This is a genomic window from Biostraticola tofi (assembly GCF_004343195.1).
Lineage (GTDB): Bacteria > Pseudomonadota > Gammaproteobacteria > Enterobacterales > Enterobacteriaceae > Biostraticola > Biostraticola tofi.
Map to the genome: position 1 here is coordinate 14,683 of NZ_SMCR01000014.1, position 16,896 is coordinate 31,578.

Here is a 16,896-nt window from a genome sequence, read left to right on the forward strand (position 1 = left end):
GATGTCGGTCATATTCATGATGCCGAAAATATAGTGGGGGGTGAATATAAGCTTCCGCAACAGATAATACCTAAGGGTAGATTACTAAGAGAACCATTATGGTATCAAAAAATAATATTTAGATTAAGTAATCATTATTTCAGTATAGCCCGTCCCCTTAATAACATTGAAAAAAACATATTACGCACGAGTGTCCGTTCAGTTATAAGAAGATCCTCGGATGATATTAATCACAGACAACTTACAGTAAACATACTATTTAAGTCAAAGATTATACCAAGTGAATTTAAAAGTAGTCTCCAAAATTATCTTGAAGCTGCATCACGTCAAGCAACGGGCATTGATGAATATCTTTATGATGCTATTCAAATAAAAAGTGTAAATGAAATGCAGAGGATAGCGGAGGGCAAGCTGGTGATATTCCTCAGCAATTCGCTGCTCAAGCATACCATGGTCAGTTTGGGCAACGGTCAATTTGTTGGCTCAGGAAACAACATCTTCAATCCGATCCTGTCTTCCTCGCCTTCAGTGATTGTTATAGAGGAGATGGGCAATTTTGTTGGAGATCGCTTCCAGTTTATTGATAAAATAAATTCAGCTTTGATGTTCGTCGGTAATGTCTTAGGGGCTAAAAATACCAACGCCATCTTAATGCCGACTTTGCCGCGCAAGGTTAGCATTACCTATGATAGAAACGGAGCCCCAATCGTTCTAAGACAAAATCTACCACGCCAACAGATCCTGCTCGGTGATGATTGGGATCTGCATCGAGATGCGGGTAATCCTTCAAGTTTTATATTAAAAGCACATGGAGCTCCATTTAATGTAAATCATCACACCGCCCCTGAACTTGCACATATCATACGAGGTATGGTCTATTCGGTTTTCGGCGTCGATGACCTGAGCCATTTTACCAGGCTAGAGCTTTATACCTGTTATGGTGGGTTTGGCGGCATCTACTCCACAGCACAAATACTCGCGAATGAATTAAAAATTGAGGTAAAATCGTACCCTCATAAGATCAGTGAAGATATCAAGAGGCGCCATCCGCACTGGTTCAAAATTTACCGACCCATTACCCAATCGATTCTCGAAAGCGATCGCGAACATTTGATTGCTCTTGATCGTTTAAAGAGGCGCCATGAAAGGCTGCATGAGCTTGCCAATGTCCTGATAAGATTGCGTAGGCGGTTAATTTCAATGCATAAAAGGAATACTTATATTATGTTGCCTATCATATATAATCACATCGTCAATGTCATTACGCAAGTTGAGCAGGTTAGTACGTTTTGTAAAACATATGATCTGGCGTCTCAGCATGAAATTGAATTACGTTCTATCATAGAGGAGTATAATATACAAAGTAGTGATTCAGATGATATATTTTTGCAATGTTATATGGACGTACTTCATTCTATAGCCCCGTTAAAATATTTATTGCATTGGTTCGGTTAAGCTACTCGTTGAAAAGACATTAAAAAATGAGGGTCAATTATCTTTCTTGCTAAACGTCCCAATGTTATAACCTGAGTAATGAGTAATGAGTAATGAGTAATGAGTAATGAGCATGACCTAAGCCGGTATAGTCAGACTGGTCACATTGTCGACTTGAGTGTTGATAAAGCTACTGAGTTAAAAAATCAGGTGTTCTTTTTTTCAATCCGAGGCATATGGCGTGCAATATATCGATTTGTTGTACCCACTATGCCCGGACTGCTACTTTAGCTCCTCCCTTAGCGTCAGCAGTCTCGGTTCCTGGATCGCCGTTTAAATTTAGCCCAATAGACCTTAGCAGATTTCTTATGCTAAGGGCGTCAACGCACAATGAGCTACGTCATTGCCTTAAGTTGGCGCAGCTAAAGCGTTTAACCGCGCTGGCGGCCGTCGCCACCTTAATACATCCATTTTTCTACCACCGCATCGCCGAGGTGCTCGCGCAAGAGATCTTCATTTTCCTCCTCGCCATGAACGTCGAGCAAGCACTTGAACATCAGGATGTCCAGATACTGACCAACGTCGCAGAACATCTGCGTGAGCATGGGTGAATCGTCGTGATCGAAATACCACACCTCGCCCGTTTGCCGATGAAAGCACCACAGGTTGCCGTTGCCCAGATAGTCGCCGAAGACAATCAATGAGTTGACCAACGCCCATTGCTGCTCAGCGTCGGGGGCTTCTGGCAGAATGTCAGCAATGCCGGGATAAGCGTCTGGTAGAGATTCGATACTGGCGTATTTTGCCGGGGCCACGCTACACAACGTTTCAGCCAGGTCCAGCGCGCCTATGTGCTCATGATAGGCGCGAAGTAACCGGGGAATGCAGCAGCCCAGACGCTGTTCAAGTGCATCTACATCTTTGGGGTTAACCGGGTTGCAGGGCGCCGGATTCTCCCATAGCGCGAAATAGGCCTGGACGCAGGTACGCCACCAGTCGAAACGGGATGCGTCATCGGTAAATTCAGGCCAGGCTAATGGCGGGATGGCGCTGTCAGGCAAAGGTTGGTGGCTATTGCAATTCATATCTGGCGTTGGCCTTATGTTTAATAGGTATTATTGTCTGGCGCTATCCCAACCAACTGGCGCTTTCGGAGCGGTTGACGATGGGGCCAACTGCCTGATGAATCTGCGTCATGCAGCAAGATTTTGCAACTGTAAAGCTCAACCCATTCGCAAAGCTCAATCATTCTGAGCGGAGCACTCATACCGGTGATGAGTATCACCCTGTTGCTTACCCGCAATAGACGAAGACAATATTTTATGCCAGTCTACTATTAGGTATCTATATATTCCAATGGCTTACGACTTAACCTTTAGTGAACCTTACAACTCACTACCAACGGCGATATAAAATATCCATGTTCAAACGTATGCTGTCTGCCTTGAGCGGTAAGAAAGAGAAAGCATCTGAGGCCAGTGTTACTGGGATAGCCAAGCAGATTGATGCGCAAAGCAATATTGGCTAAAGCTTACGATTACCAATCGAATGCCTTGGCGGAATACCGGGAACGTAGCCTGCAGTTGCTGCGAGAAACCGAAGAGGCAGCCAGCCCGGTAAGCCGTCTGGCACCATTGGTATGGAAAATATTCGGCATGCAGCAAGAGTTCAATGCCTATCGTCACAACCTGTCCGCAGGACTAGGCGCTGCCTATGTCGCTTGGCTAGACCGGGTGGCAGAAAAGTAACACTCTGGACGGCTTTGGAAGTTGAACGTCCTGCATATTCATGATCATCAGCAGCATGATCCCCAGCCAGGGAAAATTTATCGCTCATAACGGATGTCATACTGCGATGCTGCCGCAAGGTGATGGCGAGTTTCACCCGGCCGATAATGGGTGAAGGCTGGTTAAACATGCTACTGATAATCAGACTCCGGCTGAGAGCGGGTAGGTAAAGAAAATCAAATGAGTCAAATTCAACCCGAAATGAAATCCTACCGCCACCCACAAACGTCCTGTCCACATCCAGGCGGTACCGTAAATCAGCCCAGCTATTGTCGCAAAAAGAATGAGCTGGATTCCACCGGCATAATGCAACAGCCCGAATAACACAGATGCAATCCCCAGCGCCCAGCGATCTCCTATTTTTTGGCGTAACCGTTGCTGGATATAACCCCGAAATAGAGCCTCTTCGGCCAGTGACACGAAAAAAATATTAGACAGAACAAACTGGCATAACCAGTCGGGATGGTGTAATTCTAAATGTAACGCGCCGACAGCGATGCCAGCCAGCAACAATGCAGGAACAGCAACAATAGGCAAGACCCAGAATAATTCGCTTGTGGGGGGAGCTGGCTTGGTTTTGAACAGCGTATGCAGTGCTGCCAGAAGAATAAACGGCAGCAGAGCTTTATCCAGATTAAAATACAGTGTAAAGGGCAGGCTATTTGGCCCAGCCTGGACCTGGTCGAGCATTATGACGTTATTAAAGCCGGGGATAAAATGCATCGCCAGCGCAATAGCGCTTGTCAGCAAGATGGCTTCCAGGGCGACAGACACTGATTCAACCGTGCGAAAGACGTGCTTGGCAACTGCTGCTACAGCAATAAACAGTGTAAACCCTGCACCAGAAAGAAACAGGAAATGATTATAAAATGCCATGCCCAATGCGATAATTAAAATCAGCAGGGCGATTTTTTTATTGAATTCAAGTGTTAATAATGAACTTGCAATCAATATCCACATACTACCTTCCTTGTCTGTGAATTATTACAGTGAAAGATACCAAAACCTTTGTTGCTTTAGTATTATTTGGAAAATATTGAATTGTTATCACTCCTTATGCGATAGACATTGGTCATATTTTTTAAAGCGCATGAGCATCGTGACCTGAGCGCTGTCGCCGTTTTACCTATACGCCATTATTGGCTAGAATCAGATAATCCCACAGCGTTGCATTCACTGACCAATTGCCTTTATGATCCGCGATTCCTTCACGCCCATATCCAGCAAATGTGCCGAGATGCGGCTCAGCAGCATTCTCATGCTATAACAATATACTGATTTGCGTTGGAAGCGTTGATCTGTCGAAAAACGATTAACCAAACGCCCGCCGGCGCAAACGTTTTTCCATATACACTGTTCACATTCTACCGGCAGAGAAAGTGCCAGTTGTGCATATTCCTTAAATTTTACATCGTGCAGTACATCTGATAGACCCAGGCAAGAAATATGGCCAATGGGATTAAATATGTCATCTGACGTTGATCTGAGGGTATCATCTACTCTAATCAGCCCATCTGATCCGACGGTAAAAGCATAAACTCCGTACACGTTGGGCGTATGGCCAAGAAACCCTTCATTCATATTGCCCAGCAGACTGGCTATATGGCTATTGAAAAGCCTGACGGCTATGTGGGGATCATCATCTTTTATCCATTCATTCAGGGCGTCATTAAGAAAACGTCCGATCTCAAAGGGCAGGATAGCGGTATCTTTATAACAATCATCAGGCAATAAAAAATCAAAATGGGTTACACCTAAAACATCGACGAAATGCCGATAAATTTCAGCCCCATCTGCCTGGGGATTGGCTACGCTCAAAATACCCGGGGAAAAGGGCAATCTGCCTTGCCGATGCGCCTTTTGCAATTTCTGCAGGCCAGATACCGTTTGTAGATAGGAACTGCGCCCTTGATGATCCAGCCGATGACGGTCATTGATATACTTTGGCCCATCAAGGGAAATGTTGACGCTGACGGAATAACACTCAAATAGTGCTATCCATTCTTCATCAATCAGTATTCCATTCGTTTGCAGCGCGAGCATGAGTTTAGAGCCTTGATAGTGACCTTTCAGCAGGCATTCGCACATATCGGCGAAATGCCTTTTATTCATCAGTAGCGGTTCCCCGCCATGGAAATCAATTTTAAGCGTTTTGATATTATACTGCTGACTTGCTTTGTGTAGAAAGGTGACCAGATGGCGTACATTATTTTTATTTATTCTGGCAGGGCTGTCTTCAGCCGCCGAGTTACCTTTATTGAATACATAGCAATAGTCGCAGTTCAGATTGCAACGCTCGCTTATTTTCAGCACAATTTCCAAATGTTCTATATTTTCTTTTTTTTGCTCAAGCCCCATATTTCTCAGCTCCCTCTCAGATCAGTATCAATGCGCATTCAAGCCTGGAAATTTTTAGTAATGATATCAAGCGGGTTTAAAAGGGGGCGCAAAGCCCCCGGTTATAATGCAAGTATTAACCAATAATCTTTTGCCAGCGTGCGTTATCATGCGGTTTTATGCCAGGATTACCGTTCAGAATATTTTCTGCTAACGATAGTGCCTGCGTTTTTATTATCCTTGAAGACTTTATTTCAGAATTTGTCTGGTTAATTTCTTTCATCAAAAAAGACATATGAATTTCTCCGGTAGCGTTTAGTGCCTGAGGTGGCACAGACGGCATCATAAAGTATTAGCTTTCATTGGAAATAAACAACTATTAAACGACAGTTTGGGTATGTTCTGTGTACCTTGTGATTCTGGGTCGCCATCGAAAATTTGATGTCAAGTTCCAGTATAGATCTAAGCACATATATAATTTATATTGAATACAGTAAGTTTTTTAATGTAATGATTTCCGTTTAGCTAAGTCAGCGGAATTGATAATGCCTTTTTCGAGACTTCATTTTATCATGAATGAAAAGCCGAGGCAGCCGGTGGGGTTAGTCATCACTCGCTTAAAATTAAAAGCGTCAACGGCGTCAACGGCGTCAATGGCGTCAATGGCATCAATGGCATCAATGGCATCAATGGCATCAATGTCATTAATAGGGCTGCTCGGATAACGATACACCCTTAGCAGGCAAGGGCTAATGGATCGGCGCTTACTGACAGCCGCTCAGCGGGCAACGCCTCAAGATTGATTTTTAAGTGAAGAGTCGCTACTTGCCAAGCGTTGTTTTACCCCATCCATCGTCTACAGGCCGGATTGGCATAACAAGATTAGCCTAGCTGCTTAATTTCATTTCCTTATATAATAGTCAATTTAATTATTTGTAGCAGCAGAGCAGCTAGCGAATAATCGTGCCTTTCTCTAAATAAGAACTGGTTATTTATTATGCTGCAAACGATCTTGACCGGGATTTTATGCGGAGCCTTACTGGGTTTTGTGATGCAACGAGGAAGGTTCTGCCTCACCGGTGGTTTTCGTGATATGTATATTGCCAAGAACAATCGCATTTTTTATGCTCTGCTGATCGCCATCTGCATACAGAGCGTCGGCGTATTTGGGCTAATTCAGATAGGGGCTATAACTTATCATGCCGGCTCATTCGCCTGGTTCGGCACCATACTCGGCGGCTATGTTTTCGGTATCGGCATCGTCATGGCGGGAGGATGCGCCACCGGCACCTGGTATCGGGCGGGCGAAGGATTGATTGGCAGCTGGATTGCCCTGGCGGCCTATATGCTTGCAAGTGCGGTGATGCGTTCTCACCGAATGGACGGCTTTAACGGATACATAAAGTCACTCAGCACCGAGCATAACTCCATCAGTGAAACCTTCGGCCTGTCGCCATGGTTGCTTATTTCGCTGCTGGTGCTGGCTACCGGAATACTGGTCGCTAAAGAGCTGAAAAAACCAAAGTTGAAAATGGCGACATTGCCGCCAAGGAAAACCGGCCTGGATCATCTGCTGTTCGAAAAACGCTGGCACCCCTTTGCCACCGCGGTATTGATTGGACTCATTGCGCTGCTTGCATGGCCGTTAAGTGCTGCGACCGGCCGGGTGTTCGGGCTGGGAATTACCTCTCCCAGCGCCAATATTCTGCAATTCCTGGTGATCGGCGACGATAAATACCTCAATTGGGGTGTTTTCCTGGTGTTGGGCATTTTCCTCGGGGCGTTTATCGCCGCCAAGGGCAGCCGTGAATTCCGCATTCGTGCCGCGGATGCCGGCACATCGGTGCGCAGTTTCGGCGGCGGCATTCTGATGGGCTTTGGAGCCAGCATTGCCGGCGGCTGTTCTATCGGCAATGGCCTGGTGATGACGGCAATGATCACCTGGCAAGGCTGGATCGGCCTTTCATTTATCATATTAGGTGTATGGACTGCATCCTGGTTCCTTTATGTCCGTCCCAAGCGGCGTGCAGCTCTGCAGGCGAGTGCAGTTTCATAAGTGATTTGGAGCAATAGTGATTAAAAAACTAGATGTAATAAGCCAGGTATGTCCGTTCCCCTTAATCGAGGCGCAGGCAGCGATGAGCCAATTGAAAGCCGGTGATGAGCTGGTAATTGATTTTGACTGTACCCAGGCAACCGAGAGCATCCCCCAGTGGGCAGCAGAGGAAGGCCACAGCGTTGCTGATTATCAGCAGGTTGGTGATGCACAGTGGAGCATCACTGTCAGGAAGGGATGATTCAGCGGCAGGTGTTATTTCAGGACTGAAACGTCCTTACTGAAACGTCCTTGAAGGATTCATTATGCGTGAATGAATCCTTGTTTCTCCTATCCTCTTTCATTGGGCATGATGCGCGGCTGACAGATCTTGATCGCCCGGCTGGAGATATAGACTCTGAGTGCAGCCAAGATCATATGATGCACAGGCTGTACGACTCCTTCACACATTTTGCCGGTCGTGACCGTTTTCAGCTTGTATACTCGAACAGGGCTGTAAGCGAATATTCCGCGTCGACAATCTTCCCAGCAGTGCTTGCGCGCGGCCATCGGCCAAGCCTGGCGGCGCAAGCAGGCGAATTTCTATAACTATTACACTTGGGTGCAAGGAGTAGAGAGCATGACAGATTCTTCGCATTATCAACCGCCAAAGGTATGGACCTGGAACAAGGACGGCGGCGGCCGCTTTGCCAGTATTAATCGCCCAGTATCAGGGCCTACCCACGAAAAAGAGTTGCCGGTGGGTACGCATCCGCTGCAGCTCTACTCTCTGGCGACGCCCAATGGCGTTAAAGTCACCATTATGCTGGAAGAACTGCTGGCTCTTGGGCACAGCGGTGCCGAATATGACGCCTGGTTGATAAAAATAGGAGATGGGGATCAATTTGGCAGCGGCTTTGTCGCGGTTAACCCCAATTCCAAGATCCCGGCTCTGCTGGATCGCAGCGGTCCAGATCCGGTGCGGGTTTTTGAGTCAGGCTCGATTCTATTCTACCTGGCGGAAAAATTTGGCGCCTTGCTGCCGACCGACGTCAGCCTCCGGGCAGAATGCCTGTCATGGCTGTTCTGGCAGATGGGCAGCGCGCCCTATATTGGCGGTGGTTTTGGCCATTTCTATGCTTATGCGCCGACAAAAATCCAATACGCCATCGATCGTTTTGCCATGGAAGCCAAGCGGCAACTGGATGTGCTCGACAAGCAATTGGCTGAACATGAATATATAGCCGGTGATGAGTATACTATCGCCGATATTGCTATTTGGCCGTGGTATGGCAATCTGGTCCTGGGCACATTATATGAAGCCGGTGAGTTCCTTGCGGTACAGGATTACCGCCATATCCAGCGCTGGGCAGCTGTCATTGCCGAGCGGCCGGCTGTCAAGCGCGGGCGTAGGGTCAACCGCGTTTTCGGCGAGCCTGCCAGCCAACTGCATGAACGTCACGATGCTGCGGATTTTGAAACAAAAACCCAGGACAAACTGACCGACAATAGTTGAGATCAGACGGTGGGCCGCCGTCACTGCCGATAACCGCTCCGGTTGCTGTTATCAGCCCACTGGCCTTTTTTCAGCAGGGTTGCGGATGCTCACCGATCTGGCGCCTGCATGAGGAAATAATCCCCTTTTTCGCTGAGCCCGGAGGAAATAACCAACCAGTCCCGGCGCTGGTAAAATGCCAGCGCATGAAGATTGCGGGTCAGGCATTTCAGCAGCATTTTCTTTCGGCACAGCGGATAGCAGGCCTCGAGTAGGGCGGAGGCCACCCCTTGGTTTTGGCTGGCCGGGTCGATGAACAGATTATGCAAAAAGCTGTCTGCCACCAGCAATGATGCGAAGCCGGCGATATGTTCCTGGTATTCAGCAACCAATACCTTTTCTCCGAGCACCGAGTGGTCAAAATCCTCTAATTGCCAGTGCTGGCTATCCAGCCATTGCCATCCCGCCTTACGCGCGGCAAGATACAGGGTGCGTAAAAATGGCCGGTCAGCTTCCCGAAATTCTCTGACGGTAATGACAGCCTTATTCATTGCAAAACCCACTGTTGTATGAGGTAAGTATCTTTCTACTGTTATTATATCATAGATGATTTCTTTTGATATCATTTTACCAAAAATGATATCAAATTGAGCTATTAAGTATTATTAATATAGCGAAGTGAGGACTCATAGGCTTTATAATTATAGCGTTTCATATTTATAATAATTAAAAGCCAGGATATGACATTTAATCTTTTAAACTGGAATCGTTAGTGGTTGCTAGTGTAGCATGCATCTTATATTATCCATTCTACTTGAGGTATTACTGCCGCTCGATACCCATTGTTTTTATAAGGACATGGACCAATTTATATTACACAATATGACAGGTGCGTCATGGGTAATGTGGAAGTTGACAGTTTTGAAAGTATAGTTACTGAGATAAAACACGAAATAAGGCACTCTTTATGGTTAATTCTCAATAAAACCAATGAATTTTCTTATGCCTATTTTGTAATGAATAAAACTGATGGTAGCTGCCCTTGGATTATTTCTGATTATCCACAGACTTGGCTTGAGCAATATTTACATCTTGGTTATCAGAGAATCGATCCAGTGATGCTGAGCGCCTATCGGCGGATTTCCCCTTTTTACTGGCAGGGTGATGACCTGTCAGTGCCGCAGCATCATTTCTTCAGAATGTCAAAAAATTACAGTCTTGATTGTGGCTGTACCTTCACCTTACACGATGCTGATAATAACATTGCTACGCTGAGTATCAGCAATCGGGGTAGCAAATCTGATTTTTACCAGCATATTGAGCAGGAAAAAGAAAAGTTTCAGATGCTGTTGATAAATATTCATGAAAAAATCATGACTTATTCCAGGTCTATCAGCAGTGCCGATTTGAAATGCCATGCCGGGCATTGTCACATCTCCTTATCACCCCGAGAGAAGGAAGTGCTCTTTTGGGCCAGTGCCGGTAAAACATATGGAGAAATTGCCACCATTCTCGGTATACGTGAGGGGACGGTAAAATTTCATATTAGAAATATCATTGATAAAATGGGCGTCTCCAATGCGAAGCATGCCATCAGTCGTGCAACTGAAATGAAGCTTTTCAGTTGACTTCGAGGGGGGCTTCCCGTTCGGTAAACTGAGCGGCGGGTTGATGTCGGTAAAACGCAATCGACGCCATTGATCTTTCTGTCAGCCAGACTGATAATCAGCGTTCTTGACTCGGGGTGTCTGCGCTTTTGGCGGCAGACTGAGATTTTACCCGTACCACCTGATCTGGATAATGCCAGCGTAGGGAAGTCACGGGTTATCCCTTCACCGGAACCGTGGATTTTCATGCTGGTGGGGAAATATATGCTTATTGTGCCTACCGAACTCCCCGGCCCAGCCGCCGATCAAACACTGGCTGCCCTGCGTTGCCGCTCCCCATGGGTACATTGCTTGACCAACGCGCTGGTCGATATCCTCAATCTGTTGCAACAGGAGGATATGCGATGAAACCCGTCGTCAATGCATTGACCATTGCCGGCACCGATCCTAGCGGTGGCGCGGGGATCCAGGCTGATTTGAAAACTTTTTCCGCCTTAGGCGCTTACGGGACCAGCGTCATTACGGCACTGGTGGCGCAGAATACGCGTGGGGTACAGGCTGTCTATTCTATCGAGGCCGATTTTGTCGGCCGGCAATTGACTTCGGTACTGGATGACGTGCATATCGACAGCGCCAAAATCGGTATGCTGGCCGACGAAAGCATTATCCGGGTGGTGGCGAATACGCTTAAGCATTACACCATCCCATGGATAGTACTGGATACGGTGATGGTCGCCAAAAGCGGTGATGCTTTGCTATCGCCTGATGCCGTGAAGTCATTGCGCGATAGGTTGCTGCCGGAGGTCTCTATTATTACGCCTAATTTGCCTGAAGCCGCCGCATTACTGGAGTGCCGCCCGGCGATAAATGAAACTGAAATGCGTGCCCAGGGGCGTGCGCTGCTGCAAACCGGCTGTGGGGCGGTAATCATCAAAGGAGGTCATCTGCAGGGAGAGGACAGTCCGGACTGGTTGATAACCGCGTGTCTTGAGCAACGTTTCGTCGCCCCCCGGGTCGATACCCGACATACCCACGGCACCGGCTGCACGCTGTCTGCCGCATTGGCGGCCCTGCGTCCCCGCCATGATGACTGGCCGCAAACGCTGGCTGCGGCCAAGGCCTGGCTGACCCAGGCGCTACGCCATGCCGATGATTTAAAGGTGGGACAGGGAATCGGGCCGGTCCATCATTTCCACGAGTGGTGGTGAGATACCGGCAAGTATCCCGGCTGCGTAATTCAGCAATGCCCAGGCAGTCTGCAGGTGCCAGGCATCGAATGGGTTAAGCAGATAGCGGGTTTCCTGATCGTCGGGGCGAATACGCACTGACGGGCGCAGTTGGCCGCTGTTTTCATCGGTAATCAGTTGATACTGATAGCCGCACTGAAGAACATTGTCTTGATCGCGCCACAGCAGCTGCAATGCGGGTTCGGCAGAGAGCCGACGGCTGATGAACACATTGCCTGACCAGAATCCCTGGTAGTCGCCGTCTTGATGCAGGCGTTTACCGGCGAACAGGGCAGAGTTAATCCAAAGATCCAAATCCTCAGTCGTCAGCTTATCGGCCAGTTGCCGCCACAATGGGGTGCCGTGTTCCAATTGATGGCAGGCCATGCCGATATAATCGTTAAGCTGCTGCCAATCCTGCTCCAGCTTCTGTTGAAGCGGCTTATCCAGCAGGTTACGGTACTGAACCAGCGGACTGAGCACTTTACCCAGGGTATTATAGGTAATCAGCATCATGGTGCGTGGTCGGCGGCGAAATGTCAGCCAGAGAATAAATTTGGGAATGCGAAAAGTAATCGACTGAACGCTGAGCCGATACTGGTCACGGCGGGTCAGCACAAAACCGCTGGAAGAGCCGCGCTTGTCCTGGTAATTATTGACGATAACCACGCTGCTGTTGCCCATCCAGCCGGTGATGTAGTGCTCTTTATCACTTTGATGGATGCTCATATCGGCCACCATATGGGCCAGGGTCTCTTCAGTCAGGCTGGACAGAGGGTGCGCTTGGCCTGATGCATAATAAAGCGTGGGCGGCGGGCTAGTGTCGGGTACAAAAAGAGGCATGGTGGTTTCCTGAGCCGGCTATATGTCCGATAGATTACCGAAGTTGTTATACAAATTCTCCTGCCGCCGGCAAAAGTTTGCGGTTTGTGTGCGTAAGATCAAATCCTGCAGGATGGCTGACGCCAGCCCCCAACGCTTCGCGGCCGCAACCCGGGTGAAATCAGCTGGGGCCAGGTTTAGACAGGCTTTTATTCCAGCAGGGGACACTGGGGAGGCAAGCGACATGACAGGGCTGCCGGCATGATGTCGATATGAAAATTCTTGCCTTTCAATGGCTCACCGTCCAGGTTGAACGTCACGTCGTGAGGGGCGCTAATATCAAGCCAGGGCAGCGAAGCGGCAATAATATGAGGGTTGTCTTCATCATTGCTCAGGCTATTGAGCAGCGTCGGCAACCACTCCTCAGCTGAAATAACGCAAAGCTGCAATAATCCATCATTTATCAGGGCATTTGGGCACAAAGCCTGGCCGCCGCCCGCCTGGCGACCGTTACCGATACCGATAACCAGTGCATCGCCTTGCCAATGAAAATCGGGGCCGCTGATTTCACAATTATCGGCCCTGAGTTGGTCCATCCGCAGCAGGCCGTGGATAAAATACGAGGCGCCGCCGAGGGCAGATTTCAGTTTTTCTGGGGTTTCGCTGGTGATACGGGTGCCAAAGCCGCCGGTCGCCATGTTGATAAAATAGCGCTGGTGATTAACGCAGGCCATATCGATAGCCGCGCTTTTGCCAACCATCGCCAGCAGCAGCGCTTTCTCGGTGTCCTCAGGAATTGCGCAACTGTTTGCAAAGTCATTGGCGGTGCCGAGGGGCAGCAGACCGAGAGGCGGGCGTTTTTCCGCCGGCAGCTGGACCAGGGCTGCTGCAATTTCGTTAATGGTACCATCGCCACCGCCGGCAATCACCGTATCCACCCCCAATCTGACAGCTTCGGCAACATAGCGTTCTGCGTCACCGAACTCCCAGGTCACCCTGACTTCAATGGCATAGCCGTCCAGGCGAAACTTGTTAACCGCTGTCCGTACCAGTTCTGAGCCAGCGCTTTTGCCATTCAGGATAAGGAACGATGTCGGCAGAGGCGAAACAGTTGATTCCATGCGATGCTCTCTTGGGATTAGGCCACAGTGCTGAATGCGACGGGAGCAGACCACGACGTTTGGGTGGGTGCGGCGCCTGCTCTTCAATTTGTCCAGCATAGATACTATATCCGGCAGCGGGAAAGTCGAGCAAGATCCTTGCATGCAGCGACATTTTTACCGGCGGGAGGATAACCTGTGGACCATCAGTAGCGGCCGAAACCGGGGGATAAAATAAAAAGCCAGCTCAAGGGAGGATGAGCTGGCAAAAGAGGTGGTTCCTGGTGTAGCTGGGTCATTGTTATGATGTTATTTCAGCGTGGCCATCATACGCCGTTGCTGCGGGTAAGTTTGTGACCAAATTCTAATTACCCGCATAATTCTGCATCAGCCGGCGTGAGCCTGCTGTTGATGCGGGTTACGCGTGGAGGCGGCGGCGGGCAGATTGCGTATCAACAGCGCAAAACCGACTTCCAGCGTTTCAGGGACCGGCAGGTAAACGGTATGACCGTTGCCGGGCGCGACATCGACATCAGTTCCCTGGCTATTGACGATACGCTCAAGCGTAAAGCTGATATTGCCCGCCGGGGTCATCAGTTCAACGCTGTCACCCAGGGAGAATTTGTTCTTGACGGCAACCTCCGCCAGACCCTTGCGGCGTTCGCCGGTGAACTCCCCGACGAACTGCTGGCTGTCGGAGACCGAGTACCCATAATCATAATTTTGCTGTGCATCATGGGTGTGCCGACGCAGGAACCCCTCGGTGTAACCTCGGTGGGCAAGCCCTTCAAGCGTTTGCATCAGGCTTTCATCAAACGGCTTGCCGGCTGCGGCATCATCGATAGCCCGGCGATAAACCTGTGCCGTGCGGGCGCAATAATAATATGACTTGGTGCGACCTTCTATCTTGAGGGAATGCACGCCCAACTGGGTCAGCCGGCCTACATGCTGGATAGCGCGCAGATCCTTGGAGTTCATGATATAGGTGCCGTGTTCATCTTCGGTCGCCGTCATGTATTCTCCCGGACGCATCGCCTCTTCCAGCATGAACACCTGGTCGGTCGGCGCACCGACGCCCAGGGTGGGCTCGACTGTCTGGCGCACGGCAATGGGTTCATGGCGGTGAACGATATTGCCGATGTCATCCTCTTTGCCTTCCTGGACCTTATACTCCCAGCGGCAGGCATTGGTGCAGGTGCCCTGATTGGGGTCTCGTTTGTTGAGGTAGCCGGACAGCAGGCAGCGCCCGGAATAGGCCATGCAAAGCGCGCCGTGTACAAATACCTCAAGTTCCATTTCCGGGACCTGGGCGCGGATTTCAGCAATTTCATCCAGTGACAGTTCGCGGGAAAGAATCACCCTGGACAAGCCTGCCTGCTGCCAGAATTTGACCGTTGCCCAGTTAACGGCGTTTGCCTGCACCGACAGGTGGATCTGCATGGCTGGGAAGGCTTCCCTGACCATCATGATAAGTCCGGGATCGGACATGATAAGCGCATCTGGACCCATATCAATTACCGGCCTCAAATCACGGATAAAGGTTTTCAGCTTGGCATTGTGAGGGGCGATATTCACCACGACATAAAACTTTTTACCCAGAGCATGAGCTTCATTAATGCCCAACGCCAGGTTTTCATGATTGAATTCATTATTACGGACCCGCAGGCTGTAGCGAGGCTGTCCGGCATAGACCGCATCGGCGCCATAGGCAAAGGCGTAACGCATATTTTTCAGCGTGCCGGCGGGAGAGAGCAATTCGGGAGTCAACATGAGGTTCTCGTCTGATATCAAGTCAGCCTGCCGCGAGACCGCAGCAGTTAAGGCGGCGATTTTAGCCCCAGACGAGAGAAAAATCAGTAAAAAATGTAGGGGTATCAATTATGCTACCGGATCGATACCGCCGGCGAAATAACCCTAGCGGGTTAAATCCTTGATTTCCGGAGTCACGGCGCATTGCATGGCGGTTTTAATCGCTTTTCGCGCGGCACTTTCGCAACTGTAAGGATCGCTGTGGCCGATAATCTGTTCATCTTTACTTTTCAGTATAAAGTAGGGACGCTCATGGCTATCGTGCCTGAGTTCATAGGTCGTTTCATCCGGTGCACTGTAGCGAACATAGCTGATGGCATGTTCCGCCGAGGCCTTACTTGAGTAGACTTCGCTGAAAAAAATGATTTCTCCGGCAGAGCCTCTCAGTTTGAAAAGAAAATGGCCGTTACGCACTTTTTTCAGCTCATAATAAACGTGAGACATGGGGCATCTCCAATAAAAGAACGGACGCAAACACGCTAGTTCAATTATAGAAGCGGTCAACAAAATCTACCGTGGCTGAATCGGTTAAATTCAATTTGCCTCGTCCGCCTCCCAACGGTAGCCAACGCCATATACCGCCCGGATAAAGGGGGTTTCACTGCTCAGCGCTTCCAACTTGCGCCGCAGGTTTTTGATATGACTGTCTATCGTTCGATCATTGACGACCCGATAGTCGTCGTAAAGCATATTAAGCAATGCTTCGCGCGAGAAAACCTTACCCGGTTCAGTCGATAATATTTTCAGCAGCCTGAATTCCGCAGGAGTCAGGTCCAGCAGCACATCCTGGTAACTGGCCTGAAAACGGGCTTCATCAATGCGCAATGGCCCTGAGTCGGCCACCGTGGCGACGGGACGCTGTATGCGTCGCAGAATGGCTTTTACCCGGGCGACAACTTCACGGGGACTGTAAGGTTTGCAGATATAATCGTCGGCGCCGATCTCCAATCCCAGCAGCCGATCGATTTCTTCTATTTTGGCGGTCACCATGATAACCGGCACATCGGAAAAACGCCGAATCTCCTGGCAGACCGCCAGACCCTCTTTACCGGGCAGCATCAAGTCCAGCAGCACCAGCGCCACCGGGTTGGCGTGCAGATAATCAACAACCTGATCACCGCGGGTGAGCCAATGGGTCTGATACTCTGCCGCCTGGAGATAGTCCACCAGCAACTGGCCGAGTTTGGGTTCATCTTCAACGATGAGGACTGTCAGGGGAGAAGTTGACTGAGTTTGCATCTGCT

The 16,896-nt window shown here is 49.2% G+C and carries 18 protein-coding genes and 1 riboswitch; of the genes, 8 read left to right on the forward strand and 10 right to left on the reverse strand.

Annotation, left to right across the window (positions count from 1 at the left end; genetic code table 11):
* Positions 1-33: 33 nt before the first annotated feature.
* Positions 34-1,455, forward strand: a complete 1,422-nt coding sequence (locus tag EDC52_RS18255; protein WP_131867542.1) for a hypothetical protein — start codon at positions 34-36, stop codon at positions 1,453-1,455.
* 437 nt (positions 1,456-1,892) lie between these two features.
* Here the strand turns inward: EDC52_RS18255 and EDC52_RS18260 are convergent, their stop codons facing one another.
* Positions 1,893-2,519: an SMI1/KNR4 family protein gene (locus tag EDC52_RS18260; RefSeq protein ID WP_131867544.1), complete on the reverse strand. Its 627-nt coding sequence runs from the start codon at positions 2,517-2,519 to the stop codon at positions 1,893-1,895.
* 420 nt (positions 2,520-2,939) lie between these two features.
* Here EDC52_RS18260 and EDC52_RS18265 point away from each other — a divergent pair, with 420 nt between their 5' ends.
* Positions 2,940-3,182: a hypothetical protein gene (locus tag EDC52_RS18265; protein ID WP_131867546.1), complete on the forward strand. Its 243-nt coding sequence runs from the start codon at positions 2,940-2,942 to the stop codon at positions 3,180-3,182.
* A 180-nt stretch (positions 3,183-3,362) separates the two neighbouring features.
* Here the strand turns inward: EDC52_RS18265 and EDC52_RS18270 are convergent, their stop codons facing one another.
* The 3 genes from EDC52_RS18270 to EDC52_RS19905 all read right to left on the reverse strand — a co-directional run bounded on the left by EDC52_RS18270 (position 3,363) and on the right by EDC52_RS19905 (position 5,853).
* Positions 3,363-4,181, reverse strand: a complete 819-nt coding sequence (locus EDC52_RS18270) for a CPBP family intramembrane glutamic endopeptidase (protein ID WP_131867548.1) — start codon at positions 4,179-4,181, stop codon at positions 3,363-3,365.
* Positions 4,182-4,394: 213 nt separating this feature from the next.
* Entirely contained in the window at positions 4,395-5,579 is a 1,185-nt protein-coding gene (xyeB, locus tag EDC52_RS18275) for a cyclophane-forming radical SAM/SPASM peptide maturase XyeB (RefSeq protein ID WP_131867550.1), read from the reverse strand.
* Positions 5,580-5,694: 115 nt separating this feature from the next.
* A complete protein-coding gene (locus EDC52_RS19905) occupies positions 5,695-5,853 on the reverse strand; it encodes a hypothetical protein (protein WP_165911758.1) in 159 nt (52 codons plus the stop codon).
* Between the two features lie 702 nt (positions 5,854-6,555).
* On the opposite strand from EDC52_RS19905, the gene tsuA reads away from it, so the two are divergent.
* The 3 genes from tsuA (at position 6,556) to yghU (ending at position 9,109) form a co-directional block, all read left to right on the forward strand.
* Entirely contained in the window at positions 6,556-7,614 is a 1,059-nt protein-coding gene (tsuA, locus tag EDC52_RS18280) for a thiosulfate utilization transporter TsuA/YeeE (RefSeq protein WP_131867552.1), read from the forward strand.
* Positions 7,615-7,627: 13 nt separating this feature from the next.
* Entirely contained in the window at positions 7,628-7,855 is a 228-nt protein-coding gene (tsuB, locus tag EDC52_RS18285; RefSeq protein WP_131867554.1) for a thiosulfate utilization sulfurtransferase TsuB/YeeD, read from the forward strand.
* Between the two features lie 378 nt (positions 7,856-8,233).
* Positions 8,234-9,109, forward strand: a complete 876-nt coding sequence (gene yghU / locus EDC52_RS18290; protein ID WP_131867556.1) for a glutathione-dependent disulfide-bond oxidoreductase — start codon at positions 8,234-8,236, stop codon at positions 9,107-9,109.
* An 89-nt stretch (positions 9,110-9,198) separates the two neighbouring features.
* Here yghU and EDC52_RS18295 read toward each other — a convergent pair whose 3' ends face one another.
* Positions 9,199-9,624, reverse strand: a complete 426-nt coding sequence (locus tag EDC52_RS18295; protein ID WP_165911763.1) for a GNAT family N-acetyltransferase — start codon at positions 9,622-9,624, stop codon at positions 9,199-9,201.
* Positions 9,625-9,984: 360 nt separating this feature from the next.
* Here EDC52_RS18295 and EDC52_RS18300 point away from each other — a divergent pair, with 360 nt between their 5' ends.
* The 3 genes from EDC52_RS18300 to thiD all read left to right on the forward strand — a co-directional run bounded on the left by EDC52_RS18300 (position 9,985) and on the right by thiD (position 11,903).
* Positions 9,985-10,716 carry a helix-turn-helix transcriptional regulator gene (locus EDC52_RS18300; protein ID WP_131867560.1) on the forward strand — a complete coding sequence of 244 codons (732 nt, stop codon included), beginning with the start codon at positions 9,985-9,987 and terminating at the stop codon, positions 10,714-10,716.
* A 102-nt stretch (positions 10,717-10,818) separates the two neighbouring features.
* Positions 10,819-10,920, forward strand: a riboswitch (TPP riboswitch).
* 21 nt (positions 10,921-10,941) lie between these two features.
* Positions 10,942-11,103, forward strand: coding sequence for a hypothetical protein (locus EDC52_RS19910; RefSeq protein WP_165911759.1), 162 nt, complete (start codon positions 10,942-10,944; stop codon positions 11,101-11,103).
* The gene (gene thiD / locus EDC52_RS18305) at positions 11,100-11,903 is read left to right on the forward strand and encodes a bifunctional hydroxymethylpyrimidine kinase/phosphomethylpyrimidine kinase (protein ID WP_131867562.1); all 804 of its coding nucleotides are present in this window, start codon (positions 11,100-11,102) and stop codon (positions 11,901-11,903) included. The genes EDC52_RS19910 and thiD overlap by 4 nt, the downstream gene beginning before the upstream one ends.
* Here thiD and EDC52_RS18310 read toward each other — a convergent pair.
* The 5 genes from EDC52_RS18310 to baeR all read right to left on the reverse strand — a co-directional run bounded on the left by EDC52_RS18310 (position 11,850) and on the right by baeR (position 16,891).
* Positions 11,850-12,764, reverse strand: coding sequence for a hypothetical protein (locus EDC52_RS18310; RefSeq protein WP_230468100.1), 915 nt, complete (start codon positions 12,762-12,764; stop codon positions 11,850-11,852). The two genes, thiD and EDC52_RS18310, sit on opposite strands and share 54 nt — an antisense overlap.
* 188 nt (positions 12,765-12,952) lie before the next feature.
* Positions 12,953-13,864 carry a lipid kinase YegS gene (yegS, locus tag EDC52_RS18315; protein ID WP_131867564.1) on the reverse strand — a complete coding sequence of 304 codons (912 nt, stop codon included), beginning with the start codon at positions 13,862-13,864 and terminating at the stop codon, positions 12,953-12,955.
* Between the two features lie 366 nt (positions 13,865-14,230).
* Positions 14,231-15,613: a prephenate-dependent tRNA uridine(34) hydroxylase TrhP gene (trhP, locus tag EDC52_RS18320; RefSeq protein WP_131867566.1), complete on the reverse strand. Its 1,383-nt coding sequence runs from the start codon at positions 15,611-15,613 to the stop codon at positions 14,231-14,233.
* A gap of 144 nt (positions 15,614-15,757) precedes the next feature.
* Positions 15,758-16,096 (reverse strand): YegP family protein, encoded by a 339-nt coding sequence (locus EDC52_RS18325; RefSeq protein ID WP_131867568.1) that lies wholly within the window; start codon positions 16,094-16,096, stop codon positions 15,758-15,760.
* A gap of 90 nt (positions 16,097-16,186) precedes the next feature.
* Positions 16,187-16,891, reverse strand: coding sequence for an envelope stress response regulator BaeR (gene baeR, locus EDC52_RS18330; protein ID WP_131867570.1), 705 nt, complete (start codon positions 16,889-16,891; stop codon positions 16,187-16,189).
* Positions 16,892-16,896 lie beyond the last annotated feature (5 nt).

Excerpts from the sequence above, each read along its gene's own strand:
- xyeB (WP_131867550.1), bottom strand. The coding sequence starts at position 5,579 with ATGGGGCTTGAGCAAAAAAAAGAAAATATAGAACATTTGGAAATTGTG.
- EDC52_RS18260 (WP_131867544.1), bottom strand. The coding sequence starts at position 2,519 with ATGAATTGCAATAGCCACCAACCTTTGCCTGACAGCGCCATCCCGCCA.
- yghU (WP_131867556.1), top strand. The coding sequence starts at position 8,234 with ATGACAGATTCTTCGCATTATCAACCGCCAAAGGTATGGACCTGGAAC.
- EDC52_RS19905 (WP_165911758.1), bottom strand. The coding sequence starts at position 5,853 with ATGTCTTTTTTGATGAAAGAAATTAACCAGACAAATTCTGAAATAAAG.
- EDC52_RS18270 (WP_131867548.1), bottom strand. The coding sequence starts at position 4,181 with ATGTGGATATTGATTGCAAGTTCATTATTAACACTTGAATTCAATAAA.
- tsuA (WP_131867552.1), top strand. The coding sequence starts at position 6,556 with ATGCTGCAAACGATCTTGACCGGGATTTTATGCGGAGCCTTACTGGGT.
- EDC52_RS18310 (WP_230468100.1), bottom strand. The coding sequence starts at position 12,764 with ATGCCTCTTTTTGTACCCGACACTAGCCCGCCGCCCACGCTTTATTAT.
- trhP (WP_131867566.1), bottom strand. The coding sequence starts at position 15,613 with ATGTTGACTCCCGAATTGCTCTCTCCCGCCGGCACGCTGAAAAATATG.
- baeR (WP_131867570.1), bottom strand. The coding sequence starts at position 16,891 with ATGCAAACTCAGTCAACTTCTCCCCTGACAGTCCTCATCGTTGAAGAT.
- EDC52_RS18300 (WP_131867560.1), top strand. The coding sequence starts at position 9,985 with ATGGGTAATGTGGAAGTTGACAGTTTTGAAAGTATAGTTACTGAGATA.
- EDC52_RS18325 (WP_131867568.1), bottom strand. The coding sequence starts at position 16,096 with ATGTCTCACGTTTATTATGAGCTGAAAAAAGTGCGTAACGGCCATTTT.
- EDC52_RS19910 (WP_165911759.1), top strand. The coding sequence starts at position 10,942 with ATGCTGGTGGGGAAATATATGCTTATTGTGCCTACCGAACTCCCCGGC.
- EDC52_RS18265 (WP_131867546.1), top strand. The coding sequence starts at position 2,940 with ATGCGCAAAGCAATATTGGCTAAAGCTTACGATTACCAATCGAATGCC.
- thiD (WP_131867562.1), top strand. The coding sequence starts at position 11,100 with ATGAAACCCGTCGTCAATGCATTGACCATTGCCGGCACCGATCCTAGC.
- yegS (WP_131867564.1), bottom strand. The coding sequence starts at position 13,864 with ATGGAATCAACTGTTTCGCCTCTGCCGACATCGTTCCTTATCCTGAAT.